This window comes from Streptomyces bathyalis, from assembly GCF_015910445.1.
Lineage (GTDB): Bacteria > Actinomycetota > Actinomycetes > Streptomycetales > Streptomycetaceae > Streptomyces > Streptomyces bathyalis.
The window spans coordinates 6,561,837-6,585,000 of the sequence record NZ_CP048882.1 but is presented as its reverse complement, the minus strand read 5'-3'; the positions used below and the strand labels follow the sequence as shown (position 1 = coordinate 6,585,000).

General features: G+C 70.5%; 26 protein-coding genes, 1 tRNA gene and 1 pseudogene. 12 read left to right on the top strand and 16 right to left on the bottom strand.

From position 1 onward, the window contains the following. Window positions 1-76: 76 nt before the first annotated feature. A complete protein-coding gene (locus tag G4Z16_RS28645) occupies window positions 77-1,147 on the bottom strand; it encodes an LLM class F420-dependent oxidoreductase (RefSeq protein WP_197353488.1) in 1,071 nt (356 codons plus the stop codon). A 75-nt stretch (window positions 1,148-1,222) separates the two neighbouring features. Here G4Z16_RS28645 and G4Z16_RS28640 point away from each other — a divergent pair, with 75 nt between their 5' ends. Together G4Z16_RS28640 and G4Z16_RS28635 are read left to right on the top strand one after the other, a co-directional pair. After that, window positions 1,223-2,209 (top strand): aldo/keto reductase, encoded by a 987-nt coding sequence (locus G4Z16_RS28640; RefSeq protein WP_197353487.1) that lies wholly within the window; start codon window positions 1,223-1,225, stop codon window positions 2,207-2,209. Continuing rightward, the gene (locus tag G4Z16_RS28635) at window positions 2,206-4,248 is read left to right on the top strand and encodes a helix-hairpin-helix domain-containing protein (protein ID WP_197353486.1); all 2,043 of its coding nucleotides are present in this window, start codon (window positions 2,206-2,208) and stop codon (window positions 4,246-4,248) included. Before G4Z16_RS28640 ends, G4Z16_RS28635 begins: the two co-directional genes overlap by 4 nt. Before the next feature lie 81 nt (window positions 4,249-4,329). Here the strand turns inward: G4Z16_RS28635 and G4Z16_RS28630 are convergent, their stop codons facing one another. Further along, window positions 4,330-5,001: a hypothetical protein gene (locus G4Z16_RS28630; RefSeq protein ID WP_197353485.1), complete on the bottom strand. Its 672-nt coding sequence runs from the start codon at window positions 4,999-5,001 to the stop codon at window positions 4,330-4,332. A 47-nt stretch (window positions 5,002-5,048) separates the two neighbouring features. On the opposite strand from G4Z16_RS28630, the gene G4Z16_RS28625 reads away from it, so the two are divergent. Further along, complete coding sequence (locus G4Z16_RS28625) at window positions 5,049-5,237, top strand: DUF5703 family protein (protein WP_037976561.1); 189 nt, start codon at window positions 5,049-5,051, stop codon at window positions 5,235-5,237. A gap of 91 nt (window positions 5,238-5,328) precedes the next feature. On the opposite strand, the gene G4Z16_RS28620 is transcribed toward G4Z16_RS28625, so the two are convergent. From G4Z16_RS28620 to G4Z16_RS28610, 3 genes are all read right to left on the bottom strand, one after another. Further along, a complete protein-coding gene (locus tag G4Z16_RS28620) occupies window positions 5,329-6,027 on the bottom strand; it encodes a chaplin (protein WP_197353484.1) in 699 nt (232 codons plus the stop codon). Window positions 6,028-6,204: 177 nt separating this feature from the next. Continuing rightward, on the bottom strand, window positions 6,205-6,435 hold the full coding sequence (locus G4Z16_RS28615; RefSeq protein ID WP_197353483.1) for a chaplin: 231 nt from the start codon (window positions 6,433-6,435) through the stop codon (window positions 6,205-6,207). 235 nt (window positions 6,436-6,670) lie between these two features. Beyond that, the gene (locus G4Z16_RS28610; RefSeq protein ID WP_197353482.1) at window positions 6,671-8,005 is read right to left on the bottom strand and encodes a M20/M25/M40 family metallo-hydrolase; all 1,335 of its coding nucleotides are present in this window, start codon (window positions 8,003-8,005) and stop codon (window positions 6,671-6,673) included. A gap of 154 nt (window positions 8,006-8,159) precedes the next feature. On the opposite strand from G4Z16_RS28610, the gene G4Z16_RS28605 reads away from it, so the two are divergent. Continuing rightward, window positions 8,160-8,244, top strand: a tRNA-Leu gene (locus G4Z16_RS28605). A gap of 181 nt (window positions 8,245-8,425) precedes the next feature. Here the strand turns inward: G4Z16_RS28605 and G4Z16_RS28600 are convergent. From G4Z16_RS28600 to rpmG, 5 genes and pseudogenes are all read right to left on the bottom strand, one after another. Then, window positions 8,426-9,391: pseudogene (locus tag G4Z16_RS28600) on the bottom strand (glutamate synthase-related protein); the annotation flags it as partial. 265 nt (window positions 9,392-9,656) lie between these two features. Next, window positions 9,657-9,893: a 30S ribosomal protein S18 gene (rpsR, locus tag G4Z16_RS28595; protein WP_197353481.1), complete on the bottom strand. Its 237-nt coding sequence runs from the start codon at window positions 9,891-9,893 to the stop codon at window positions 9,657-9,659. Between the two features lie 45 nt (window positions 9,894-9,938). Then, window positions 9,939-11,090, bottom strand: a complete 1,152-nt coding sequence (locus G4Z16_RS28590) for a CobW family GTP-binding protein (protein ID WP_197353480.1) — start codon at window positions 11,088-11,090, stop codon at window positions 9,939-9,941. Continuing rightward, window positions 11,090-11,344: a type B 50S ribosomal protein L31 gene (locus tag G4Z16_RS28585; protein ID WP_197353479.1), complete on the bottom strand. Its 255-nt coding sequence runs from the start codon at window positions 11,342-11,344 to the stop codon at window positions 11,090-11,092. Before G4Z16_RS28585 ends, G4Z16_RS28590 begins: the two co-directional genes overlap by 1 nt. A gap of 23 nt (window positions 11,345-11,367) precedes the next feature. Next, window positions 11,368-11,532, bottom strand: a complete 165-nt coding sequence (rpmG, locus tag G4Z16_RS28580; protein WP_197353478.1) for a 50S ribosomal protein L33 — start codon at window positions 11,530-11,532, stop codon at window positions 11,368-11,370. 68 nt (window positions 11,533-11,600) lie between these two features. Between rpmG and rpmB the strand changes: the two genes are divergently transcribed. The 3 genes from rpmB (at window position 11,601) to rpmF (ending at window position 12,453) form a co-directional block, all read left to right on the top strand. Next, window positions 11,601-11,837, top strand: coding sequence for a 50S ribosomal protein L28 (gene rpmB, locus G4Z16_RS28575; protein ID WP_197353477.1), 237 nt, complete (start codon window positions 11,601-11,603; stop codon window positions 11,835-11,837). Next, the gene (gene rpsN / locus G4Z16_RS28570; protein WP_197354988.1) at window positions 11,834-12,142 is read left to right on the top strand and encodes a 30S ribosomal protein S14; all 309 of its coding nucleotides are present in this window, start codon (window positions 11,834-11,836) and stop codon (window positions 12,140-12,142) included. The genes rpmB and rpsN overlap by 4 nt, the downstream gene beginning before the upstream one ends. Window positions 12,143-12,282: 140 nt before the next feature. Further along, window positions 12,283-12,453 carry a 50S ribosomal protein L32 gene (gene rpmF, locus G4Z16_RS28565; RefSeq protein WP_197353476.1) on the top strand — a complete coding sequence of 57 codons (171 nt, stop codon included), beginning with the start codon at window positions 12,283-12,285 and terminating at the stop codon, window positions 12,451-12,453. An 85-nt stretch (window positions 12,454-12,538) separates the two neighbouring features. Here the strand turns inward: rpmF and G4Z16_RS28560 are convergent, their stop codons facing one another. The 3 genes from G4Z16_RS28560 to G4Z16_RS28550 all read right to left on the bottom strand — a co-directional run bounded on the left by G4Z16_RS28560 (window position 12,539) and on the right by G4Z16_RS28550 (window position 15,743). Next, entirely contained in the window at window positions 12,539-13,669 is a 1,131-nt protein-coding gene (locus G4Z16_RS28560) for an NAD(P)/FAD-dependent oxidoreductase (protein ID WP_246531117.1), read from the bottom strand. Window positions 13,670-13,848: 179 nt separating this feature from the next. Continuing rightward, the gene (locus tag G4Z16_RS28555) at window positions 13,849-14,283 is read right to left on the bottom strand and encodes a hypothetical protein (RefSeq protein ID WP_197353475.1); all 435 of its coding nucleotides are present in this window, start codon (window positions 14,281-14,283) and stop codon (window positions 13,849-13,851) included. Continuing rightward, window positions 14,283-15,743 carry an Nramp family divalent metal transporter gene (locus G4Z16_RS28550; RefSeq protein ID WP_197353474.1) on the bottom strand — a complete coding sequence of 487 codons (1,461 nt, stop codon included), beginning with the start codon at window positions 15,741-15,743 and terminating at the stop codon, window positions 14,283-14,285. The genes G4Z16_RS28555 and G4Z16_RS28550 overlap by 1 nt, the downstream gene beginning before the upstream one ends. A 148-nt stretch (window positions 15,744-15,891) precedes the next feature. On the opposite strand from G4Z16_RS28550, the gene G4Z16_RS28545 reads away from it, so the two are divergent. After that, on the top strand, window positions 15,892-16,599 hold the full coding sequence (locus G4Z16_RS28545; protein ID WP_281393735.1) for a GntR family transcriptional regulator: 708 nt from the start codon (window positions 15,892-15,894) through the stop codon (window positions 16,597-16,599). Between the two features lie 241 nt (window positions 16,600-16,840). Here G4Z16_RS28545 and G4Z16_RS28540 read toward each other — a convergent pair whose 3' ends face one another. Both G4Z16_RS28540 and G4Z16_RS28535 read right to left on the bottom strand, forming a co-directional pair. Then, window positions 16,841-17,722, bottom strand: coding sequence for a DUF5753 domain-containing protein (locus tag G4Z16_RS28540; RefSeq protein ID WP_197353473.1), 882 nt, complete (start codon window positions 17,720-17,722; stop codon window positions 16,841-16,843). A 167-nt stretch (window positions 17,723-17,889) separates the two neighbouring features. Continuing rightward, window positions 17,890-18,606 carry a lysoplasmalogenase gene (locus G4Z16_RS28535; protein ID WP_246531116.1) on the bottom strand — a complete coding sequence of 239 codons (717 nt, stop codon included), beginning with the start codon at window positions 18,604-18,606 and terminating at the stop codon, window positions 17,890-17,892. A 228-nt stretch (window positions 18,607-18,834) separates the two neighbouring features. On the opposite strand from G4Z16_RS28535, the gene G4Z16_RS28530 reads away from it, so the two are divergent. The 4 genes from G4Z16_RS28530 (at window position 18,835) to G4Z16_RS28515 (ending at window position 21,572) form a co-directional block, all read left to right on the top strand. After that, window positions 18,835-20,250: an alpha/beta hydrolase family protein gene (locus G4Z16_RS28530; protein ID WP_197353472.1), complete on the top strand. Its 1,416-nt coding sequence runs from the start codon at window positions 18,835-18,837 to the stop codon at window positions 20,248-20,250. Beyond that, entirely contained in the window at window positions 20,247-20,450 is a 204-nt protein-coding gene (locus G4Z16_RS28525) for a hypothetical protein (RefSeq protein WP_197353471.1), read from the top strand. The genes G4Z16_RS28530 and G4Z16_RS28525 overlap by 4 nt, the downstream gene beginning before the upstream one ends. 167 nt (window positions 20,451-20,617) lie before the next feature. Next, on the top strand, window positions 20,618-21,088 hold the full coding sequence (locus tag G4Z16_RS28520) for a VOC family protein (RefSeq protein WP_028436487.1): 471 nt from the start codon (window positions 20,618-20,620) through the stop codon (window positions 21,086-21,088). A gap of 118 nt (window positions 21,089-21,206) precedes the next feature. Further along, on the top strand, window positions 21,207-21,572 hold the full coding sequence (locus tag G4Z16_RS28515) for a MazG-like family protein (RefSeq protein ID WP_197353470.1): 366 nt from the start codon (window positions 21,207-21,209) through the stop codon (window positions 21,570-21,572). A 59-nt stretch (window positions 21,573-21,631) separates the two neighbouring features. Here G4Z16_RS28515 and G4Z16_RS28510 read toward each other — a convergent pair whose 3' ends face one another. Then, window positions 21,632-23,161, bottom strand: a complete 1,530-nt coding sequence (locus G4Z16_RS28510; protein ID WP_197353469.1) for an MFS transporter — start codon at window positions 23,159-23,161, stop codon at window positions 21,632-21,634. Window positions 23,162-23,164 lie beyond the last annotated feature (3 nt).

The following is a 23,164-nucleotide window of genomic DNA, read 5'->3' as shown; positions in this document are numbered from 1 at the left end:
GAGATGCGTAGCGGCCGTGGCGGGGAAGACCCCCGAGCCCCCTCCACGGCCGTCGGCATGCCCGCAGGGGCCTTTGCTACGAGGCCACTCCGGCCTTCTCCAGCGCTTCGACTCCCGCCCGCAGTCCGGCGATGCGCTCGTCGAGCGAGAAGCCCGCGGGGGCGAGGGAGAGAGTGGTCACTCCGGCCTCGGCGTAGGCGCGCATCCTGTCGGCGATGCGGCCGACGGGACCGAGGAGCGTGGTGGAGTCGATGAGTTCGTGCGGCACCGCCGCGGCCGCCGCGTCCTTCTCGCCCGCCAGGTACTTGTCCTGGATCTCGGCGGCCTCCCGCTCGTAACCCATGCGCTGCGCCAGCCGGTTGTAGAAGTTCTGCTTTCGGCTGCCCATGCCGCCGACGTACAGCGCCGTGTACGGGCGGAACGTGTCGGCCAGCGCGTGGATGTCCTCCCCCACCGCCATGGGGACGGTCGGGCAGACGTCGAAGCCCGCGAGCCCTCCGCCCTCGGCGGTGCCCTTGCCGGCCTTCTCACGCCCGGCGCGCAGATGCCGCAGCGTGGTGTCCTCGGCGTGCTCGGGCGAGAAGAAGATCAGCAGCGCGCCGTCCGCGATCTCGCCGGTCTGCTCCAGGTTCTTGGGGCCGATCGCGGCTATGTAGAGCGGGATCTCCTCGCGCACCGGGTGCACGGTGAGCTTGATGGGCTTGCCCGGTCCGTCGGGCAGCGGCAGGGTCCAGTGCTGGCCCTGGTGGCTGAGGCGCTCGCGGGACATGGCCTTGCGGATGATCTCGGCGTACTCGCGGGTCCGGGAGAGCGGCTTGTCGAACTTCACGCCGTACCAGCCCTCCGAGACCTGCGGGCCGGAGACGCCGAGGCCCAGCCGGAAGCGCCCCCCGGAGAGGGAGTCGAGCGTGGCCGCCGTCATGGCGGTCATCGCGGGTGTACGGGCGGGGATCTGGAAGATGCCGGACCCGACGTCGATGCGCTCGGTCTGCGCGGCGACCCAGGACAGGACGGTGGGGGCGTCGGAGCCGTAGGCTTCGGCCGCCCAGCAGACCGAGTAGCCCAGACGGTCCGCTTCCTGGGCGACGGCGAGGTTGTCCGCGTCCATCCCCGCACCCCAGTAGCCGAGGTTGATACCGAGCCTCATACGGGCCCCCTTACTGATCAGTAACGTCGCTGTCCCGGGGACTCTAGCGCGCGCCCGCAAGTAACCTCAACGCCCATGGAGGCAAGGCACCTCGGCCGTACCGGCCTGCGCGTATCCCGAATCGGCCTCGGCACCCTCACATGGGCCCGGGACACCGGCGAGAGGGACGCGGCAGATCAGCTCAAGACGTTCTGGGAGGCCGGCGGCACGCTCGTCGACACGGCCGACGTCTACGGGGACGGCGGTGCCGAGTACCTCCTGGGCAGGCTGCTGGAAGGGCTCGTGCCGCGGCGGGACATCGTGATCGCCACCAAGGCGGGAAGCGTTCCCGACCCCGACCGCCGCTTCGACTGCTCGCGCGGGCACCTCCTCGCCGCACTCGACGCGTCGTTGGAGAGGCTGCGCACCGACTACGTCGACCTGTGGCAGGTGCACGCGTTCGACCCGGCGACACCGCTGGACGAGACGCTCCAGGCCCTGGACATCGCGGTCAGCACCGGCCGCGCGCGCTACGTGGGTGTCTCCAACTTCAGCGGCTGGCAGCTCGCCAAGGCCGCGACCTGGCAGCTCGCCGCCCCCGGTGTGCGCGCCCGGCTGGCGAGCACCCAGATGGAATACTCGCTGCTCCAGCGTGGCGTTGAGCGTGAACTGCTGCCCGCCGCCCTCGACTTGGGCCTCGGGCTGCTGCCCTCCTCACCGCTGGGAAGGGGCGTGCTCACCGGCAAGTACCGCCGCTCCGAACCGCCGGAGGACTCGCGCGGAGCCTCCGAGCACCTGGCACCGTTCGTCGCGCCCTACCTCGACGAAACCGCCGGCCTGATCGTCGACGCCGTCTCCACGGCGGCCGACGGCCTGGCCGTCTCACCGCTGCAGGTCGCTCTGGCCTGGGTACGGGACCGGCCGGGAGTCACGGCACCGATCATCGGTGCGCGCACGGCCGCACAGCTCACCCAGGCACTGTCAGTGGAGGCCCTTACTCTTCCTGATGAGATCTGCCGCGCGCTGGACGATGTCTCGGCGCCGGTGCACCGTTACCCCGACCAGGACTGGAGCGAGCTGTGACGGACGACAAGGCAGCCGAACTCCTCGCGGCGGTAAGGGCGGTGGAGAGCGGCGAGCGCTCCGCCGCGTCCTTCTTCACCGAGTCCGCTCAGCCGCAGGCCGCACCCCGCCCCGCAGCACCCACCGCTCCAAGGCCGGCACCGCCGGGCGCCGTTGCCCGGCGCGGCCCCGTCACCGTCCCCGACGAGCTGCCCGAGGTGCTGGCAGAGGGCGGCGCACCGGATGCGCTGGCCCCGCGCGTGGCCGAGGTTCTCGGCGAACAGGCAGCCGAACTGCTGCGCTCCGACCCGTGGCAGCTGCTGGCCGTTCCGGGCGTGCGGCCCGAGCAGGCTGACGGATTCGCCCGCGCACTGCTCGGCGAGGCGGGCGGCCCCGGGGACGAACGGCGCACCCAGGCGCTGGTGTTGTGGCTGCTGGAGCGTGCGGCGCTGGCGGGGCACACGGCCCTGGAGCCCGCCGCCCTCTCCAAGGGCCTCTCCGGATACGCGGTTCCGGAGCCGGACGAGGCGGTGCGTTCGGCCGTCGACGCGGGTGCCGTTCTCGTCTTCGAGGACGCACTGGACGCCATGCCACAGGGCGGGGTTCCGGCACCGGGCCAGGACGAGCCGGAGGAACGGCCCGTACGGCTTCTGCTGGGCCTGGACCGCTATGCGCTGGCGGAGGAGAGCCTTGCGGACGGGCTCGGGCGGGTGATCAGCGCCGCCGCCCAGCAGAGCACATCGGACGAGGAGTCCGCTGCGGGACCCGAGGCTTGGGAGGCCGTCGCCGCGGCTGCGCCCTCGCCGTCCGCCGCGGAACTGATCCGCGCGGTGGCCGGACACGGCCTGGTCGCGCACACCGGCGGCGAGGCCGCCCGCGCCGAACCGGCCGCTCTGCTCGCCGCCGCCGGGCAGTTGGGGCTCCGCGCCTGCGCCGCGACGCACAGCACGAGCGGACGAGACCGGCTCCGGCGCCTGCTGCCGGGCTCCGGCGACACGGACGGGAGCGGAAGCGAACAGGCGCGCCCGGCGGTCGTCACGGTCCCCGGGCTGCTCGACGGCCGCGAAGGGCCGGGCCGGGACGAGGAGGGAGCCTGGGCGCTCGATCTCCTGATCGTCTGCGACGCCCCGCAGCTCGACGCGGAGACCGCCGCGGCTCTGGTGGAGTCCCTGCCGGACGGGGCACGGCTGGTGCTGAGCGGGGATCCGAACGTCCTCGGCTCCGCCGGACCGGGCCAGGTCTTCGCCGACGTCCTCTCCTCCGGCGCCTGTCCGCGCATCGCCTCGCGCACGCCGGACCCGGGCCCCGTCGGCGAACTCGTCTCCGGCATCGGCATCGGCGAGCTGAACCAGGTCGACGCCCCCGGCAAGGAGGTCGTCATCGTTCCGGTGCGTGACGCGGGTGAGGCCGTGCACCGCACCGTCCAGCTGGTCGCCGACTCGGTGCCCCGGGCGATCGGTGTCCCCTCCGGCGACACCCAGGTGATCACCACCGGGCACGGCGGATCCGCGGGCACCCGGGCGCTGAACGCCGCCCTCAAGGAGCGGCTCCATCCCGGCCCCGGGCGCTTCGACGGCTTCGACCCCGGAGACCGCGTCGTCCACACGCCCTCACGCGGCCGGGTGACACCGGCGGTGGTCGTCTCCGGCGAGGAGGACGGGCTGCGGCTGGAGCACACGGCCACGGGAGAGAGCGTCGTCGTCGCGCGTGAGCGTGTCACGGAGGAGGTCCGGCACGGCTGGGCGGTCACGGCCCATCAGGCGGTCGGCATGAGCTGGCCCGCCGTCGTTGCGGTACTGCCGGGCGACGCGGCCTCGGATCTCTCCCGGGAGTGGGTCTACACCGCCTTCGGGCGGGGTGAGCGGCATCTGTCCGTCGTCCACGGCGTGGAGGACGCGCTCCCGAAGGCTGTCGCCTCGGTGACGGCGCCGGCCCGCACGACGCGGCTGCGGGCCCTGCTGACGCAGTCCGCCCGCGCGGCGGAGGCCGCCCGGACCGCCGCGGCGGAGCCGGCCGGGTCCAGTGGCCAGGAGGATCAGGCGCAGGACGGCCCGGCGTAGAACGGGCCGTCACAGCACGAGCGGACGCAGCGGTGGCGGCAACCCTTGCGGGGCCTCTTCACCGCGGCGCCGCCCCTGCGGTCACTCTTCGTCGTCCAGCTCGATGTCGGCCTCGTCGAAGACGGCGCTGACGTCGAAGCGGCAGATCACCCGTTCGGGGTCGGCCTGCTCGAACGGCGCGGTCAGCCACTCCCCCGGTTCAGCCGGTTCCTCGGCTGCCGCCACCCACAGCGTCGAGTCGCCCTCCTCGAGGCCGAACTCCTTGTGCCGGGTGGCGATCTCGTCGGCCTCGTACTCCCCGAAGAGGACGCCGAGCGCGGCGGGCACGCTGCTGCCCGCCGATGCTGCCGCGGGGCTGTCCTCGTCCGCCGAGTCCGGGTCGAGGTCGGTGACGCGCTGGGCCTGGGCGAGCAGCCGCTGCGGTTCCAGGACGGTGTAGTCGCGCCGGATCAGCACTGTCAGCGCGCTGGGGATCTCCGGACCCGTGTAGGCGGGCATCGAATCGCCGCCGGGGATCTCGAATGGAGTGACCTCGTCGTAGGTTTCGTAGAGCAGCTCGTCGTAGGCCTCGCCCGCCGCGGCCAGTTCGTCGAACGCGGCGTAGACGGCGCTGTCGGCGGCGCCGTTCCCGGCGTCTTTCCCGGCGCCCTCCGCCCTTCGCTCGACCGCTTCGAGGTGCCGGTCCAGCGCGTCTTTCACCGCTTCGGCGGCGGCGCGTACGTCGGCAGCGGTGGGCTGCTCAGCATCAGACATAGTGCAGACGCTATCCGGATCGGTCCTCTGCCCGCACAATAGATGAGATGCCGGAATACGAATTTCGCGATGTGTACGTACCTCGCGGGGTGTCCCGCAAGGCCGCGACCCGACTTCTGACCGACCATGCCGAGTACGGGCACTGGGAGTTGGCCCGCACACGGCTTTATCCAGACGGCAGCCGCAGAGTGCGGCTGCGCCGCCGGATCATCCGCCAGCTGCACGCGACCTGGTGAGCCTCCTGACCGGGGGAGGCAACGGGACTGGGCGGCGGAACGGGCCCCACCCGTGTGGTGCCCGCTCCGCCGCCTTTCAGGCTGTCTCTACTCAGCGCCGCGCAAGCCGCGCGGCACGACGGTAGAGGACGAAACCGCCGACCAGCAGACCCGCGCTGACCGGCAGGCCGATGCCGACCATCTCGCCGGCGCCGGTGTGCGCCAGCTCGCCCGGCTCGGACTGGGTCCGCACGTCTGAGGTCTGATCGACGCCGTCAGAGCCCCCGGAGCCGTCACCGGGGTTGCCGGGACCGTCATCGCCCGGGTTGCCAGGGCCATCGTCGCCCGGGTTGTCCGGCCCGGGGTCGCCCGGGTTCTCCGGCTCGTCGTCGCCGGGCGGCGTCGTGTCGGAGGCGCCACCGCAGTCAGCCGATGCGTAGCTGAGCGCACTGATCGCGCTGATGCCGTTGCCGCACACGTTGACCGGGACGTCGACCGGGGCCTGGATGTTGTTCCCGGAGCCGATGCCCTGCGAACGCCCGCTGCTGCCGCTGACCCGTGTCGACCCGCTGTCGCCGCAGCTGGTGCCCGACGCCGGGTTGAGCGCCCCGATGACGCTCACGGTGTTGCCGCACACGTTGACCGGCACGTTGACGGGCGCCTGGACGTTGTTGCCCGAAACCGCTCCGGGCGAGTTCCCGGCGTTTCCTTGAACCGCCGAGTCCGCGAACGCCGTACCTCCCGAGAACGTGGCGAGCACGCCGCCCGCCGCGGCCACGGTGATCAGGCCTTTTCTTGTGACCTGTCGCATGGTTCTGATTCCCCTGCCTTGCTTTCTGCCAGTGGGTGTTACAAGGGCACACAAAGGGGGAGTGGATTCGTTGATCTCTCGCATCCGCCCCCCGGAAAGGCCGGACGGGACGCAGGCTGCGCATACGACGCGCCTCGCCGTCCGGGCTTCACTTCCTCATGCTGTTGAGGGATGACCTCAGTCGGTGCAGGTGGTGCCGTCGGCCGGGTTCATGTACCCGATCACGGAGACCGTGTTGCCGCAGGCGTTCGCGGAGACATCGACCGGGAGCTGGATGTTGTTCCCGGAGACCAGACCGGGCGAGTTCCCGGCGGCCCCCTGCAAGCCCTGGTCGGCGGCGGCGATGCCCGCACCCGCGAGCACCAGACCGCCTGCGGCAGCCGCGACAGCGGCAACCTTCTTGATCATGAATTCCTCCTCGTTGGCATGCAGTTCAAACCTCGAACCGCACCACCTGTAACGAAGATGGGGGAATCGGGGTACGAGCCGACGCGGGCATTCACCCTTTCCGGGCGCGCCCGCACAGGAGGCCGAATTCAATTGCGGCAGGGGCGGGCGGGAGAGAGTACGCAGCTCCCGAAGGCTGCGGTCTCCCCCGCCCATGGCGATGGTTCAGCTCAGCATCGGACCAGCAACGGTCGGTTCAGCACTGGTCGAGGAAACGGTCGAGCACGCGCACACCGAACTTCAGTCCCTCCACCGGCACCCGCTCGTCGACGCCGTGGAACATCCCCGCGAAGTCGAGCTCCGGCGGCAGCTTCAGCGGTGCGAAGCCGAAGCAGCGGATTCCCAGGTCGTCGAAGGACTTGGCGTCCGTGCCGCCGGAGAGCATGTACGGGACCGCCCTCGCAGCGGGGTCCTCGGCCTTCAGGGACGCCTGCATCGCGTCCACCAGCGCACCGTCGAAGCTGGTCTCCAGCGCCTTGTCGGAGTGGACGTCCTCGCGCTGCACGCGCGGCCCGAGGACCGCATCCAGGTCGGCGAGGAACTCCTCCTCGTGTCCGGGCAGGAAGCGGCCGTCGACGTGGGCGGTGGCCTGTCCCGGGATGACGTTGACCTTGTAGCCCGCGCCGAGCTGGGTGGGTGCCGCGGTGTTCTGCAGGGTGGCACCGATGATCTTCGCGATGCCGCCGAGCTTGGCGAGCGTCTCCTCCATGTCCTCGGGGTCGAGTTCGGTGCCGAGGGCGTCGGAGAGTTCGTCCAGGAAGGAACGCACGGTCTTGGTCACGCGCACGGGGAACTTGTGCCGTCCCAACCGGCCCACGGCTTCGCACAGTTCGGTGATGGCGTTGTCGTTGTTCGTCATCGAGCCGTGCCCGGCGGTGCCGTCGACCGTGAGCCGCATCCAGTGCATGCCCTTCTGGGCCGTCTCCACCAGGTAGAGGCGCAGGTTCTCGTTCACGGTGAAGGAGAAGCCGCCGACCTCGCCGATCGCCTCGGTCACGCCGTCGAACAGGTCGCGGTGATTGTCGACGAGGTGCCGTGCCCCGTAGATGCCGCCGGCCTCCTCGTCCGCGAGGAAGGCGAGCACTACGTCGCGCGGGGGCCTGCGACCGCTGCGCAGCCGCTCCCGCACGACGGCGAGGGTCATGGCGTCCATGTCCTTCATATCGACGGCGCCGCGCCCCCACACGCAGCCGTCGGCGATCTCCCCGGAGAAGGGGTCGTGCGTCCAGTCCTCCGCGTTGGCGGGCACGACGTCCGTGTGTCCATGGATGAGCAGAGCGGGCCGGGAGGAGTCCTCACCGGCGATACGGGCCACCGTGGAGGCGCGTCCGGGCCGGGACTCGAAGATCTCCGGTTCCAGACCCACCTCCGCGAGCTTCTCCGCGACGTACTCGGCGGCCGCCCGCTCCCCGGGGCCCTCGTTGCCGCCGTAATTGCTGGTGTCGATCCTGATGAGGTCACGGCAGAGGTCGACGACCTCACTCTCGGCGCTCGTTCCGCCACCGGCCGGTGCAGGGGTCGACTGGTTCACGCTGCCTCCTCGTATCGCCGCGGGGTCCGCCCCCATACTCCCGCTTACGGTGCCCCTCCCCAAGGGCGGGGAGCAGGAGGCGCGGTGATCGGAGCCTCCGGATCCAGTGTTAAAGTTGCCTCTGGCCGCACGCCTATGGCGGGCGGCACACCTTGTCGGGGTGGCGGAATGGCAGACGCGCTAGCTTGAGGTGCTAGTGCCCTTTACAGGGCGTGGGGGTTCAAGTCCCCCTCCCGACACAGAATCGCCGTGAGACATCGGCGGAACGGGCCCCGGCCAGTGGCGTCATCACTGGCCGGGGCCCGTTTTCATGGGCCGGGCACAGGGTGTTGTCGCGCCCTCACCATCATGGGTGCGCCCTCGGTCCCCCGTGCGCAGGGGCGCGGCGCCGGGTGTGATTCGCCCGTCGTTCGAGGAGCCTCAAGGGGTGAAGTGGTCGGGGTCGGCGGACTTCCAGTCGGCCGCCCACTCCCGCGGAGGGCTCTCCAGCAGCTCTCCCGGAACCAGCCGTTCGTAGAACTCTTCATTGGTGCGGATGTGGCGGGGTTGAGCCGGTGCCGCAGCATGTGCGGCCGCAGCCCTTCCGGGCCGTCGACCCCCATCGCGGCCATGATCTTCATCGCGCTCTCCACGGTGGCCCGCTGGAAACGATGCACACGCGGCGCCTTGTCGCCGACGTCGAGAGCCTTCGCACGGCGCGGGTCGTGGGTGGTGACGCCGGTGGGGCAGGTGTTGGTGGCAGCGCTGCGCCTGTATGCACCCCACGGCGAACATCATGGCCCGGGCGGAGTTGGTGTAGTCGGCGCCCTGGATCATCCGCTTGACGATGTCGGAGCCGGTGGCGATCTTGCCGCTCGCGCCGAGACGTACGCGCTCCCTCAGCCCGGTGCCGACCAGAGCGTTGTGCACCGTCAGCAGACCTTCGGTCAGCGGGTGACCGAGGTGGTCCGCGAACTCCAGCGGTGCGGCCCCCGTGCCCCCTTCCGAGCCGTCGATGACGATGAAGTCGGGCGTGACGTCCTCCGCCAGCATGGCCTTGCACACGGCAAGCACCTCGCGCCGGGAGCCGACGCACAGCTTGAGACCGGTCGGCTTCCCGCCGGCCGACTCCCGCATGCGCGCGACGAAGAGGACCAGCTCACGCGGCGTCGAGAACACCTGGTGGTAGGGCGGGGAGACGACCGTCTCGCCGGCGGGCACGCCCCGCACGTGGGCGATCTCGGCGTTGACCTTCTCCCCCGGCAGCACTCCGCCGATGCCGGGCTTGGCTCACTGCGAGAGTTTCAACGAGACGCACCTGACCTGATCGAGGGCGGCCTTCTCCGCGAACTGAGCCGGATCGAAGCCGCCGTTCGCGGTCCGGCACCCGAAGTAGCCCGTGCCGAGCGCCGAGTGTCTCCGCTGCACCAGAGACGAGCACCGCCGACGCGGTCGCTGCGAGGGACGTGACCGCGAGAGCTGTCACCCAAGCAAGTCTGATCACAATTGAGGCTAACCCCGTGGCGCGGAAGGGCAGTTGGAGGCGCGAGGGCAGCGGCTTCCGGCCTGGTCGCGCTGGCGATCGCGTCCTCCCGCGTACGGGGGGGGAGTTGACGGCGGGAGAACGCGATCGCTCAGAGGACTGCCGGTCCGTCCGGCGGCGGAGGTGCGTTCAGCGGGTGCCGTAGGGCAACAGGGCCATCTCGCGCGCGTTCTTGATCGCCCGTGCCAGTTGCCGCTGTTGCTGGGCGGACACCCGCGTGACGCGACGGCTGCGGATCTTGCCCCTGTCGGAGATGAACTTCCGCAGAAGGTCGGTGTCTTTGTAGTCGATGTAGGTGATGCCGGCCTGGTCCAGGGGGTTGCGGCGGGACTTGAGGGGCTTGCGGGAGGCGTGGTGACGGGGCACGGGATCTCCATGGGTACGGTCGGGGGCCGGGTGGCCACGGTGGGGTCAGGTCGCGTGATCGAGAAGCGGAGCGAAGGCGGACGACAACTGCCGCCACGCATCGGGGCCTTCGGCGTATTCGGCGTCGGTCAGCAGGCAGGACTCCAGCACTTCCTCGAGTCCGTCCCGGTCGAGGGCCGGTGATGTGAAGACCAGGTGCTGGCAGCGGTCGCCGTGCTCGGGATGCCAGTCGACCGCTGCGGCGGCTCTGCGCTCCGGCATCACCATCTCCCAGGCGGCGTCCGGGAGCGCGGCCAGCCATGGGCCTGCGCTCTCGACGCCGAGTGCGCCACCGGCGGCGTCCCATGCCAGCAGGGTGTCGGGGCGGTCGGCGAGCCAGAAGCGTCCCCGACTGCGGGCAGCGGCGCACGTCAGGTCCTCCAGCGCCTGGTAGAGACGTTCCGGGTGGAAGGGGCGGTCGCGGTGCCAGACGTAGGTGCTCACTCCGCATTCGTCCGCCTCCTGCGGGAGCAGAGCACAGCCGGGATCCTGGGCCGCGGCGGCAGCCCGTACGTCGAATCCGGCAAAGGCTGCGGTGGCCAGCTCGCCGGATGCCGCGTGCACGTGGTGTGCCGTTGGGTGCAGTTGATTCAGCAGCGCGGCGTCCTCCTCGTCCGCGTCCTGACTGTCGACGAGAGCGAGCACGGAGGCGTACTCCAACTGGCGCGCGAAGGTGTCGGCGACGGTCCTCTGGTCGCTGGGAGCCGCCGCGAGTCCCGCGTCGGCCAGGTCGTCGCCGTTGCCGAGGCAGGGCAGGAGCAGCGCCGGGTCGACGGCCGTGAACACACCGGTGAGGACTACGTCTTCGCCGTGTGCGGCCACGACTTCGGCCATCGCCCTGGGCTCCACCGAATCCCACAGTTCCACGACGGCGAGCCGGGTCAGCCCGTCCGCGGCAAGCCTCTCCAGCTCGGGGATCAGGTCCTCACGCAGGGCGCAGCAGGCACAGTCGTTCACCAACGGTGCGTCTCCGGCGCTCAGTTCACCGGAGGCGCTCCGTACGGTCCGCCGCACCGTTCCCTCCGAGGCCGTCGAATGATCGTGGTGCAGTGCGACGCTGCCGGGCACGGCCCGCAGCAGGCGCTGTACGACCTCGGTCCGAGCCTCGGAGTTCAGCCCGCACACGATGACGGCGGGAAGCTTCGGCCTGCCCTCCATCAGCGGGCCTCACGACGGCCGTAGCGGCGCTCGAAGCGCTCCACCCGCCCGGCTGTGTCCAGGACGCGGGCTGTGCCGGTGTAAAAGGGGTGGCTCCTGGAGGAGATCTCGACATCGATGACGGGGTAGCTGCTGCCGTCCTCCCAGTCGATCGTCGTGTCGCTCGTCGCGGTCGAACGGGTGAGGAAGGCGAATCCCGCGGCCTTGTCCCGGAAGACGAAGGGACCGTAGGCGGGGTGTATGCCCGGCTGCATGGCGGTGTCCTTTGCGTTGAGGGTCAGCGGGTCTCGCGGAAGTCGACGTGGCGGCGGGCGACCGGGTCGTACTTGCGCAGGGTCAGGCGATCCGGGTCGTTCCGGCGGTTCTTGCGGGTCACGTAGGTGTAGCCGGTGCCGGCCGTGGACCGGAGCTTGACGATCGGGCGGAAGTCGTTGCGAGCCATGACTGCTACTATATGAAAATGGTTCCCATTAACAAAACGATCCCCGATCTTCGAGAGGCAGGTCACTCGTGTCCGCCCGCTGCCAACTGACCGGTGCCGAGCCCGGCTTCGGCAACACCGTCTCCCACTCGCACCGCCGCTCCCGCCGGCGCTTCGACCCCAACATCCAGCGCAGGCGCTACTGGTTGCCGAGTGAAGGCCGTCATGTGCGGCTCACCCTCAGCGCGAAGGGGATCAGGACGGTCGACGCAGTCGGCATCGAGGCAGCCGTTGCCAGAATCCGAGCCCGCGGAGGGAAGGTCTGACGGCGAAGAAGAGCAAGATCACCAAGAACGAGGAACGGAAGGCCGTGGTGGCGCGCTACGCAGCCCGACGGGCCGAGTTGAAGGACGTCCTTCGCCGCCCCTCGTCGACGGAGACGGAAAAGGCAGCCGCGCTGCGTGAGTTGCGGCGTCAGCCCCGCGATGCCAGTGCCACACGCGTGCGCAACCGCGACGCTGTCGACGGGCGCCCCCGTGGGCACTTGCGGACGTTCGGGCTGTCACGCGTGCGCATGCGCCAGCTCGCGCACCAGGGATACCTGCCGGGAGTGACCAAGTCCTCCTGGTGACCACGGACTTGAGCAGGGCGGCCCGCTGCCCGTCCGCACGCCGACCGCGCGTCAGGCCGGACCGGCGGCGGGCCGTCCGCCCCCCACCGTCAATGCGCCCAGCTTTCGTACAGCCCGCTCACCAACCTGAGGAGGACACCATGGCTGTCCCCAAGCGGAAGATGTCCCGCAGCAACACCCGCCACCGGCGCGCCCAGTGGAAGGCCTCCACGCCGCAGCTCGTACCGGTCACCGTCGACGGTTCCACCCGTCTCGTGCCGCAGCGGCTCGCCAAGGCGTATGCGCGTGGGTTCCTGCGGCCCGGCGGCTGAGCCCGTACGGCAGGGACGGGGGCTCGTCCGCGTCCAGGAGACGACATCGGGCCGGGAGTTGAAGACCCCGGCCCGGGACCCGGGCTCAGGCGAAGCGGCCCGGTCGGTACCCGGCGAGCGCCTCGGCCCGCCGGCCGTGCAGTACCTCTTCTGCGATCAGTCCGGCCAGATGGAGGCTGAGGGTGATGCCGCTGTGCGTGACCGCCGTGTAGAGACCGTCGACTTCGTCGTGCCAGCCGACGACAGGGTGGTCGTCCGGAGGAAGGGGACGGATGCACACGCGCCCCTCGGTGAGGACGGCGCCACCGGCGGCTCCGGGAAGGATGTCCCGGGCACGGTCGAGGAGTTCGCGGGAGAGTTCGCCGATCCGGTGCTGCGGAGTGTGGGCGTCAACCAGGTCGTTGAGGTCGAGCGCTTCCAGGTAGAGCCGCCGCCCCGGCAGCGGGCGGGCATGCAGGCCGGGTGCCAGGATCAGCCGGTCCAACGGCCGGTCGTGCGGGCCCTGTTGGACGTGGGCGAGCAGCGTGGGTGCCTCCGAGCCCGGCGCGTCGCCGGGGACCAGCACGACGCGGGCTCCGGCCGTGGCCGCGACCCGTGGCGTGTGCCAACCCGCGCAGCAGATCACCACGTCTGCGGGCAGGTGGTCTCCGCCCGCCAGCGCGACGCCGCTGATCCGCGTGCCCGCGGTGGTGAGCTCCACGACCCGCGCGTGCGGACCGGTGAGCACGCGGACTCCCGACGCCTCGGCACTGTCGATCAGCGCAGCGACGAGCGGCTCGGTGTCGACGAGCGCCTCGTCCGGGAAGCAGGCCACGCTCCCGACGTGTGCGGGGAGCCTCAGCGAGGGCTCCTCCCCTGCCGCCGCCGATGCGCTGATCCACTCCGCCGGGCAGCCCCACTCCGCGAGCCGGTCGACGGTCTCCCGGAGGTCCCGGCCTCCCGCATCGTCCTCCGCCCACTGGAGGGTGCGTGCCGGCCGGTACCACGAGCCTCCGGACCGCTCCGCGAAAGCGGCGTGCGCGCGCATGCCGGCCCGGGCGAAGTCGAAGTAGGAGCGGGGCTTCTTGTTGTGGGCGTTGATCCACGCCATCGACGACTTCGAGGTTCCGCTGCCGGGCGGGCCGGCGTCCACGAGGCAGATGTGCGCGGCTCCCTCACCCAGCCGGGCAGCGATGGCTGCGCCGATGATTCCCGCGCCGACGATCACGATGCGCATCCGCGGTCCTTCCCGCCGGAGGCAGTACCGCCCTTGGACTACCCCGTGCGTCCCGCCGGCAGCCCGCGGCAGTCACCTGGGCGCCGCCGGATGTGTGAACGGGCATGGAGGGCCAGAGCCTTCGGGTTCCCGGGCCTCGAAGACCCGGGAACCGCAGTACCGCCCCGCTGCGCGCGGGATCAGCGCTGTGCGAGGCCGGCCGTCAGCAGCGTCGAGGCCGCACGTCCCGCACGGTGGGCCCGATGGAGCGAGAAGAGCGCGGCGGCGCCGGCGAACAGGGCGAGCGCGGGCTCGACCATCAGCAGTCCGCCGCCGACGACGACACCGACGGCGCCGAGGATCTGCCACTGCCGAGCCGATGTGCGGTACCCCGCCAGCGAACGCTCCACCTCGGCCCTGTCGGGGTCACGCACCGTCGGCGGACCTGCCTGACTGGAAGAGACACCCGCGGAGCCGGACCTCGCCCCTTCGTGCACGCCCAGCCAGAAGTTCACGGCCGCCGCCACCGCGAACACCGCGGCCCATACCGCTGCGTCCTGTGTCGCTCTGACCCCCGCGAGTCCGAGGAACCCGAGGCCGATGACCACGTAGCGCCATTTCAGCGGGCGGTTCATCAGATCACCTCCGCGTACGAGAGCATCGCGACGACGCCGCACACCGTGAGGAACGCCGAGCCGAGGGCGACCAGCGTTCGCACCAGCGGGCTCATCCGGTATTCCTTCGGCAGGTTGATCTTGTCGACGTAGAGCAGTCCCGCACCGTAGATGCCGCATGCGAAGACACCGCCCACGATCGACGCGGGCGTGATCAGCGCGAGGAAGCTCGCCCCGGTGGCGATCATCAGCAGGGCGCCGATTCCGGTCCAGGCGTAGACGAACGGCCTGATGCCGCGCTGACCCCTGAGGCGCACCTTCTCCGAGACGGCCGACAGGCTCTCGTACGTCGTCCACGAGTACGCCTCCCACAGGGCGTAGACCGTGCCGAAGAGGACCATCACGATGGCGACGATGTAGAAGTACTCGAATGTCTGGGCGATCGAGGCGAGGAACTGCGACTGGTATGTCAGCACGTCGTTGCCCTCGGGCACCAGTTGCTTCTCCCCGAGTATCGCAGCGCCGTTGATCATGAACGCCGCGGCGATGATCGCCAGGGCGAGGAATGCCGCGATCATGTCGAAGAGCGGAGCGCGGCTCCACGCACGAGCCTTCGCCACGTCGTCGGGACCGGTTGCCAGCGGGATCGGATCGCGCGCCTTCATGACGGCAAGCCTCCGGCCGATCGCGTCGACCTCCTCGTGGCCGAGCATCCCCCACTTCTTCTCGCGGAGCATGCCTGTGTAGCCGATGTAGTCGTACATGCCGCCGCCGAGACCGCCCATGAAGACCACGAGTTCGACCCACACCGAAGTGGTGGCGATGTCGGGGTACTTCTGCGCGACGAAGGGCTCGTAGTCGAAGCTGCCGGGTATCAGACCGCGCAGCACGCCGAGCCACTCGGGCTGTGCGACGAAGACAGCGACGAGGACGAGAACGACCATCAGGCCCGCGATGACGATCTGCACCCGTTCCAGGAGTGCGTACCCCCCGACCCACGACAGGACGGCCGCGAAGACCAGAATCCCGACGGCGTAGGCGGTGGCGTTGCCCGCCCCCTGGGATGCGAGGAAATCGCCGAGGGCGACCGCGACACCGCTCGCCCAACCCGGGAACGACGCCAGACAGATCAGCGCGAGCAGCACCGGGAACCAGCCGCGCGGCCCGGGCAGCACCTTGGCGAAGCGCATCATGGGGTGTTCGCCGGTGAGCGTGATGTGCCGGTTGGAGGCGTAGACGAGCGCGCCCTTGGCGACCGCCCCGATGAGCACCGCCCATATGACGGTGTAGCCGAAGACCGCACCCTCGCGTGAGGCGAGGATGGATTCGCCGGTTCCGATGGTGAGCGAGGCGATGATCGCGCCCGGGCCGAAGAACTTGAGGACCGTGGCGACGCTGAAGCGTCCCCGTCGCAGCTCCGTCGGCGGTTCCGGGAGGCGCAGTGCTGAGTCCGCGTTGCGACCGATTTCTTCTGTGGCCATATCAGTCCAGACGATCGGCTCGTATATCCTATAGGATACGTTCGGAAGTCCGGACGATTATTCGAGCGGGTCAGTGCGGCGTCAAGGGAGTGGACCGCTCTCGTTTCCGCCACGGCAGGACCCGCCTCAGGAAGTCCAGGGGGACACGATGGATCGGCCACCTGCGAGAACGGCGCCCGGAGCTGCCTCTGCGGCACCGCTGCCGCGCCGTCAGATGCTCACGGACGACGTCCATGAAGCGATCAAGGGCCTGATCATGGATCACGCCATCGCTCCGGGTGCACGGGTTTCCATCGACGGCCTGGCCCGCCAGCTCGGCGTCTCCCCGACTCCGGTGCGCGAGGCACTCGCCCGCCTGGAGACGGCGGAACTCGTGGTGAAGGAACCGCTGCGCGGCTACCGGACCACTCCCCTCCTCGACCGGGAACAGCTCGCGGATCTCTACCGGTTCCGGCTGCTCATCGAGCCGTGGGCGGCGGCACGCGCGGCCGAGAACGCGGACGAGCGGGGCCGCGAAAGGCTGAGGACCGAGATGGCCGCGTGCGACGCCCCCAGCGAGGCGACGTACGACGCATACAAGGCGTTGACGGCACACGACACCCGCTTCCACGTGCTCGTCGCGGAGCTCGCCGGGAGCGCACAAGTGCGGCTGGCGTTCGAGCGCACGCACTGCCATCTGCACATTTTCCGGCTCTACTACGACCGCGGGATAGGGCAACGGACGCTGGAGGAACACCGGTTGATCACCGACGCCGTCCTGGCAGGGGACCCCGAGGCCGCCGAGGCGGCCATGCGGAACCATCTCGAGACGGCCTACTACGAGCGGTTGAAGCCGGTCACGGAAAGGCCCGGGTGATCGCCCCCTCCCAGGCCCGGTCCGATGTCGCCGGCGGGATCGACCGTCGACGCACGCTCAGCCCGAGTCCGGCGAACGGGCAGCACCGGCCTGCGGTGGCGTCGCGCGCAAACCCAGGTGACGGGGTGGTAGTCGTACGCCCGGGGCCGAGTGGCTTGCTGGTGTCGATCTCCATGCGGCCCCAGCGGACATTGGGCCAGTGGTCATCGGGCCTTGCGTGTATGGGAGTTGAGGCGGGGAGTCACCTGCTGTACTCCTCGCGGAGGCCGGTCAGGTAGGTGCGGGGGTCGGGGATGTACTTCGCGGCCAGCTGGGAGATGCGGGTGTGCGTCTCCAGGTGCGGCACGACATCCCGCCGCTGGTCGTAGTAGAGCGCGCTCGTCAGTCCCACCTCCGTGTAGACGATGTCCTGCAACTCGCGTTCCTGGAAGCGGAAGTACGTGAAGTGGCTGCCGGCGCCGGAGTGCGCTCCGGCGGCGAGCGGCAGGATCCGCAGGGTGATCCGGGGGTGGTCCAGGGCCTCCAGGAGCCTTCCGATCTGAGCCCGCATCACCACGGGGCCGCCGACCAGCCGGCGCAGCGCCATCTCCTCCATCACGACCCACAGTGCCGGGACGTCCGGGGAATCGAGAAGGGCCTGCCGCCGCAGCCTGAGGTCGACGCGCTGTTCGAGGGCCTCCTCCGGCGCGTCGGGGAAGCCGGCACGTATGACAGCGCGCGCGTAGTCGCGGGTCTGCAACAGCCCGGTGACGTAGTGCGGTTCGTACACACGCAGCACCTGCGCGGAGGTCTCCAGGCTGACGTAGGCGCGGAACCAGTCCGGCAGGGCCTCACGGAAGGAGTGCCACCATCCGGGGCGGTTGGCCTGCTCGGTCATGACCGCGAACTCGTCCGCCTCTGCCGAGGAGACCTCGTACAGGTCCAGCAGCGTTCTGACGTACGGCAATTTGAAGCCCACCTGGCCGCTCTCCAGGCGGCGCACCGTCAGCTGATTGACGTCCAGCGCGCGTGCCGCGTCGGACAGGCCGAGCCTGCGTTCCTCGCGCAGTTCGCGCAGCCGCCGCCCCAGGACGATACGGAGCACCGTCGGCGCACTCTGACCGCTCGGCAGCGGGCTGCTCACGCCGGACCTCCCCACTGGGTGAGAACTATGTGCGGATACACCTCAGTTGGACGGCGCGTTCCTTGTTGACCTTGTGAACTTCACCTCGATGCCGTCGAGTTGAAAATATCAGGAGGCCACTCGGCCGTTGAAGGGGCAAGCACATACGGAATCGGTTGGACCGGCACTCATGCGGGCAGTGCGGTCTGTCCGGGCGCCTCGTCCGAGTCCAGGTGGTCGAGCCAGCCGGTGGTGATGAGGTACTGCCCGAGGATGTAGCCGGCCATGATCAGCAGTTCCTGCGAAGGCACCTTCCGGCCTGCGGCCTGCAGCCCGATCAGCAGGTCCGATCCGACGAAGGCCGCAGCGCCGGCGCCCACCCGGCCACTGACTCCGAGCCCGGCGACGCCCATCAGCGTCAGAGCGAGGCTGTAGCCCGCGACGGGAAGCCGCAGATGCTTCTCCAGCGAGGGCGCGAGCACGGCGTTCACGGCGGCCCAGCCCGCGAGGCAACCCGCTGTCCGCCAGGGCCTGCTCCGCATCGAACGCAGGGCGCCCATGCGTGCGTAGCCCGTGGTGTAGCTGACCTGGGTGCCGAGGAAGGCCGCCATGCCCAGGAGGAAGGCCGGCTCGCGCTCGTCGAAGAGGAGCGCGGTGTCCCCGGCGGCGGCGAAGGCGAGACCGGTGACGAGGGGGGCGGGCGCGGGTGTGCTCGCGTCGGGGCGGCGGCGCAGGACGTACGAGGCGAGGGCGGGCATCAGCAGCGGCTTGGCCGCACGGCTCAGCCCCCGCGTGCGGTCCCCGGCGACGGCGGCCAGGTCCGCGGCGGCCAGCGCGCCGAAGGCGACGAGCGCGCCGCGGCCGTTCCCGTCGGGGCGAGTGGCTCGCGCGGCCGCCTGTGACACCGCTCTTCGGATTCTGTGCCGGGTCGAACGTCCTGTGATCATCATGCCGGGCAGTCTTGTCGGGCCCCGCGCTGCTGGTCAACAGGGCAAGGGCGGGGCCGGTGGTGCGCACCTGCGGTGCATTCGGTCGAAGGCGGCGAGTGGCGCGGCCCGGCCGGGTCGGGCGTTCCTACCGTTCGTCGTGGAGGGCCGGAAGGGCCGCGCCCAGTCCACGGATCGGAGCCGCAGATGACTGATCCCCTGCGAACGCCGGAGCCCGGCCTGCTGCCCAGACGCAAGGCGGTCACCGGCCTCGCGGCGGGGGCCGGCGTGCTGGCTGCTTCGGCGACATCGGGTTGCTCCGGAAAGGCCGTCGCCGCACCGTCCCCGCCCGCGTCCCCCGGCCGCACCGGGCCGCGGGCCGACGGCCCGGCACCGGGTGCGATGCAGCTCTTCGCGGATTCCTCGTTCAACTACAGGGCGCTCTCCGCGCTCGGCGCCGCGCAGCGGTCGGCCGCGGAGCCCGGCGAGGTCCTCACGGCCGTCAACGCCGTCAACAGCGCCGGGGTCGGCTACCAGACCTACAGCGCCACGTTCCGTTCCTGGGGCGAACGGCTGGAGGCCCAGGCCACCGAGGCCGGCCGCGCGGGGCGCAAGCAGACCCGGCGCTTCCGGGCGCTGCGCTCCGCCACGTACTACGAGCAGGCCCTCTTCCACGTCCTGGGTGGCGACAAGCCGGAGGACGAGGAGAGCGTCTACCGGGCGTGCCGCCGCCAGTGGGACACCTTCGCCCGACTGTGCACGCCCGCCGCGGAGTTCGGCGGCGTGCTCCACGGCAAGGACCGGATGCCGATCTGGTTCTTCCGTCCGGACACCTCGCAGCGGCGTCGTCCCACCGTGATCCTCACCAATGGCTTCGACACCCAGGACGCGACGATGTGGACGTACGGCGTGGCGGCCGCGCTGGAGCGCGGCTGGAACGCCCTGATCTACAACGGTCCCGGCCAGGGGCAGATGCTCTTCGTGGGACAGGTGCCCCTCACCACGCGCTGGGAGCGGGTGGTCGCGCCGCTCGTCGACCGTCTGATGCTGCGCAGGGACGTCGACCCGCGGCGCATCGCGCTCGTCGGGGTCGGCCTGGGAGGCGTGCTCGCCGCGCGGGCCGCGGCCTTCGAGCGGCGCCTCGCCGCCCTCGTCGCGGGCCCGGGTGTCCTCTCCCCCTGGCTGTCGCTGCCCGCCGCGACCCGTGCGGTCCTCACGTCCACCAAGGCCGGCACCAACAAGACCTGGAACGACGACATCGTCCCGGACCTGACCGCGAGCGAACGCTTCGCCCTCTCCAAGCGCTTCGAGCCCTGCGACGCGGCCGTGATGCGCGCCGCACGCATAGGGAAGACGTTCACCGACTTCTGGACCCCGGCCCGCACGCTCGCAGGTATGGACGTCACCGAGGTCGTGCCGCGCATCACCGCCCCCTCGCTCGTCGTCGACTTCGACGACGAGCAGTTCGTCCCCGGGCAGCCGCGCCGGATGTACGACCTGCTGCGCTCCCCCAAGGACTACGTCAAGATGTCCCGGGCGGACGGCGCACAACTGCACTGCTCCCCGATGGCTCCGCAGCGATACTGCGAAGTCGTCTTCGACTGGCTGGAGAAGACCGTATGACGCCGCCGATCGTCGTTCATCCGCCCGCCGCCGCAGGCGGCCGCCGGGTCACCGCGCACGCAGAACAGCTGGGTGTCGCCTTCCGCCAGGAGGACGTCACCGAGTTCCTGCGTCACGCGGGTCTGAGCGAGGACGAGATCCAGCTCGACGACCCGAACCTCATCGAATGGCGCGGAGGCGGCCCCGACGTGTGGGGCTGAACCGGCTCCGCTCGGCGCGCTGGGCGCTGCCCTCAGACACCGACGTGCCTACCCATCACACACCGTCAGAACGTGACCGGCTCCGATGCGATGACTCCGGATTCCGCGGACGGTCGGTCCATGCAACGGCAATCGCGCCCACTGTGGCCGAGGAGGACGGAACAGCCATGCAGAAGATCACCACTTTCCTCTGGTTCGACGACAAGGCCGAAGAGGCCGTGGACCACTACACCTCGGTCTTCCCCGACTCCCGGGTGATCGACGTCCAGCGGTACGGGGAGGCGGGGCCGGGCGAGCCGGGGACCGTCATGACGATCGCCTTCGAGCTCGCAGGCCAGCGCTTCACCGCGCTCAACGGCGGCCCCGAGTTCACCTTCAACGAGGCCATGTCGCTCTACGTGGACTGCGCCGACCAGGCCGAGGTCGACATGTACTGGGAGAAGCTCGGCGAGGGAGGTGAGGAGGGCCCGTGCGGCTGGCTCAAGGACAAGTACGGCCTGTCCTGGCAGATCGTTCCGCGGGTTCTGACCGAGCTGCTGAGAGATCCCGATCCGGCCACGTCGGCGCGGGTCATGAAGGCCATGTTCGGGATGAGGAAGCTCGATGTGCAGGCGCTGGAGGACGCGGGCAGACAGTGACCGCCGGCTCGACGGGTGCGGCTTGGGGCAGGGGCCCCGCGCCGCACCCGTACGCTGCCGGGGGCGACGCCGCACATCTCCGGGCGGCACGGGGCACTGCGCACGGAAGGAGCGACCGATGACGCCTGATCAGTGGGCGACGATCCGGCGGCTCGTGGAGTGGCTCGACTCCGCCAACGGCGAAGGCGAGCAGGAGACCGCGATGCGGCTGATGAAGCTCGCCGAGGAGTCCGGCGAGGTGATGCAGGCGTACATCGGCACGACGGGCCAGAACCCGCGCAAGGGACGCACGCACACCTCCGAGGACGTGGCCACCGAGCTGTGCGACGTCATCCTGACCGCCGCGGTCGCGCTGCACCGCTTCTCCGGCGATCCGGCCGCCGCCCTCGACGCCAGGATCCGCGAGGTGGAGCGACGCTCCCTGCCTCCGGGGGCACCGGGGCTCCCGCAGCCGCCGCACCCGCCCGGGCAGGCCCGCGTGTGACAAGGGGCGGGCGTGCGCCTTCGGACGGACACGGCGGATGAGGGGCTGTCAGGGCTGCGTCAGGGCTGGGGCTCCCGCTTCTGGGCTCCGGGGACCGCCTGCCCCTGGCCGCCCGTCAGAACGGATGCGGCCACCCCGGTGTCGGGGCGCGGCGCGGCAGGGTCTGCCACGTCCACGACGTCCTCGGGGGCAGTGGATGCCAGCGCGCCCTCCGTGTCCGGGGAAAGCGACTTCTGGGCGCGACCCATGGCGAAGAGCACGACGATCATGATGGCGGGGCACAGCGCGAACGTGGTGAACGCGCCGGACGTGCCCAGGCCCGCGTCGAGCAGCACCCCGCCGAGCCAGGGCCCGACCATGGCCCCGACCTTGGCGACCGAGGACGCCCAGGCGGCGCCGTTGGCGCGGATCGCCGTGGGATAGAAGGTGCCGGCGATGCTGGTGATGCCGCCGTGGCCGCCGTTGATGAACATCTTCGCGGAGATGATCACGCAGATGTACAGCACCGGACCCGGTGCCCCGAGCCCCAGCATCAGCATCGCGGCCGTCGCCATCAGCGGCATCCACAGGATGCTGCCCACGCCCTTCTTGTCCACGAACCGGCTGATCGCGAGCTGGGCGCAGGCACCGGCGACGCTCGCCGCGGCGGCGATGAGGGCAGCGGAGCTGACGCTGAAGCCCATCCGCTCGTTGATCATCGGCGTCCAGAACACCATGAAGTAGATCAGCGCCGACGAGCACATGTACACGATCCACAGCAGCGGCGTGATGCGTGCGAGCGAGCCCTTGAACAGCGTCACGGGAGTGAACTTCTTCCCGGCGGCGGGCGGTTGGGGGTCGCCGGCCACGAAGTGCGTGCCGGGGGCGACGGTGTGGCCGGGCCACAGCCGGGTGAGGATCGCGGCGATGCGTCGGTCAGCGCCCGGACACCCGCGCTGGGCAAGGAACTTCACGGACTCGGGCAGGAAGATCATCACCGGCGCGAGGGCGAGCAGCGAGCAGACACCGCCCGCGACGAAGACCGAGGTCCAGCCGTAGTCGGGCACCAGCAGGTTCGAGATGGGCCCGCCTGCCGCCCCGCCCAGCGTGTAGCCCACCATGATCACGGAGATCGCCGTGACACGGAACCTCTTCGGTGCGTACTCCGCGGTCAGCGCCCAGGACAGCGGCAGCACTCCGCCGAGGAAGAAGCCCGAGACGAAGCGCAGCACGAACAGGTGCTCGTACGTCTCCGCGAGGGCGAAGGCCATCATGAAGACGCCGAAGCCGGCGACGCACGCCACGATCGAGGGTTTGCGCCCCAAGCGGTCGCCCAGGTAGCCCATGCACAGGCCACCCACGAGCGTTCCGAAGAGACCGACCGTGCCGAGCGTGCCCAACTGGGTGTCGGTGAGGCCGAAGTCGCCCTTCAGGTACGTGGCGGTGAAGGAGAGGATCTGGAAGTCGAAGCCGTCGAGGAAGGTGATCAGACAGCAGACGGCGAAGACCCGGTACCAGGCCCTTCGGCCCTGCTGCTTCTCGATGAGCGGGGCGAGTTCGACGACGGGTGGTGACGCTGTCCCGTCCGGGGACGGCTGTGCGGATGACATGGG

Coding starts and splice junctions, on each gene's coding strand:
- G4Z16_RS28620 (WP_197353484.1), bottom strand. CDS start 6,027: ATGCGACAGGTCACAAGAAAAGGCCTGATCACCGTGGCCGCGGCGGGC.
- rpmG (WP_197353478.1), bottom strand. CDS start 11,532: ATGGCTCGCAACGACTTCCGCCCGATCGTCAAGCTCCGGTCCACGGCC.
- G4Z16_RS28520 (WP_028436487.1), top strand. CDS start 20,618: ATGCAGAAGATCACCACTTTCCTCTGGTTCGACGACAAGGCCGAAGAG.
- G4Z16_RS28615 (WP_197353483.1), bottom strand. CDS start 6,435: ATGATCAAGAAGGTTGCCGCTGTCGCGGCTGCCGCAGGCGGTCTGGTG.
- G4Z16_RS28510 (WP_197353469.1), bottom strand. CDS start 23,161: ATGTCATCCGCACAGCCGTCCCCGGACGGGACAGCGTCACCACCCGTC.
- G4Z16_RS28530 (WP_197353472.1), top strand. CDS start 18,835: ATGACTGATCCCCTGCGAACGCCGGAGCCCGGCCTGCTGCCCAGACGC.
- G4Z16_RS28545 (WP_281393735.1), top strand. CDS start 15,892: ATGGATCGGCCACCTGCGAGAACGGCGCCCGGAGCTGCCTCTGCGGCA.
- rpmF (WP_197353476.1), top strand. CDS start 12,283: ATGGCTGTCCCCAAGCGGAAGATGTCCCGCAGCAACACCCGCCACCGG.
- G4Z16_RS28645 (WP_197353488.1), bottom strand. CDS start 1,147: ATGAGGCTCGGTATCAACCTCGGCTACTGGGGTGCGGGGATGGACGCG.
- G4Z16_RS28525 (WP_197353471.1), top strand. CDS start 20,247: ATGACGCCGCCGATCGTCGTTCATCCGCCCGCCGCCGCAGGCGGCCGC.
- G4Z16_RS28625 (WP_037976561.1), top strand. CDS start 5,049: ATGCCGGAATACGAATTTCGCGATGTGTACGTACCTCGCGGGGTGTCC.
- G4Z16_RS28590 (WP_197353480.1), bottom strand. CDS start 11,090: ATGGAGGGCAGGCCGAAGCTTCCCGCCGTCATCGTGTGCGGGCTGAAC.
- G4Z16_RS28555 (WP_197353475.1), bottom strand. CDS start 14,283: ATGAACCGCCCGCTGAAATGGCGCTACGTGGTCATCGGCCTCGGGTTC.
- G4Z16_RS28585 (WP_197353479.1), bottom strand. CDS start 11,344: ATGCAGCCGGGCATACACCCCGCCTACGGTCCCTTCGTCTTCCGGGAC.
- G4Z16_RS28630 (WP_197353485.1), bottom strand. CDS start 5,001: ATGTCTGATGCTGAGCAGCCCACCGCTGCCGACGTACGCGCCGCCGCC.
- G4Z16_RS28550 (WP_197353474.1), bottom strand. CDS start 15,743: ATGGCCACAGAAGAAATCGGTCGCAACGCGGACTCAGCACTGCGCCTC.
- G4Z16_RS28560 (WP_246531117.1), bottom strand. CDS start 13,669: ATGCGCATCGTGATCGTCGGCGCGGGAATCATCGGCGCAGCCATCGCT.
- G4Z16_RS28640 (WP_197353487.1), top strand. CDS start 1,223: ATGGAGGCAAGGCACCTCGGCCGTACCGGCCTGCGCGTATCCCGAATC.
- G4Z16_RS28515 (WP_197353470.1), top strand. CDS start 21,207: ATGACGCCTGATCAGTGGGCGACGATCCGGCGGCTCGTGGAGTGGCTC.